The following is a 259-nucleotide window of genomic DNA, read 5'->3' as shown; positions in this document are numbered from 1 at the left end:
GCCGAGTTGACCGCCAAGAAGCTCGCCGAAGCAGCTCGGCAGCACTGGCATATTGAGGCCAAGCTCCACTGGTCTTTGGATGTGGCGCTTCGTGAAGATGCCTGCAAAATCCACCGCGGACAGGCGGCGGAGAACCTCGCCAGGGTCCGGCATATTGCGCTGAATTACCTGAAAGGAGAGAAATCTTTCAAAGGCGGAATTCGGCGGAAACAGAAGAAAGCGGCACTGGTTGAGACATATCTTGCTGACATTCTCGCGG

At 56.0% G+C, this 259-nt stretch carries 1 protein-coding gene; it reads left to right on the top strand.

Translation table 11 applies throughout. The features are described 5' to 3' along the window. On the top strand, nt 1–259 hold a 259-nt coding region (locus tag IZU87_RS17465), incomplete at both ends, for an ISAs1 family transposase (RefSeq protein WP_213115383.1).

The organism is Cobetia sp. MC34 (genome assembly GCF_018340035.1).
GTDB lineage: Bacteria > Pseudomonadota > Gammaproteobacteria > Pseudomonadales > Halomonadaceae > Cobetia > Cobetia amphilecti.
Note: the sequence above shows the minus strand (reverse complement) of the source record. Positions and strands in the feature narration are given on the sequence as shown.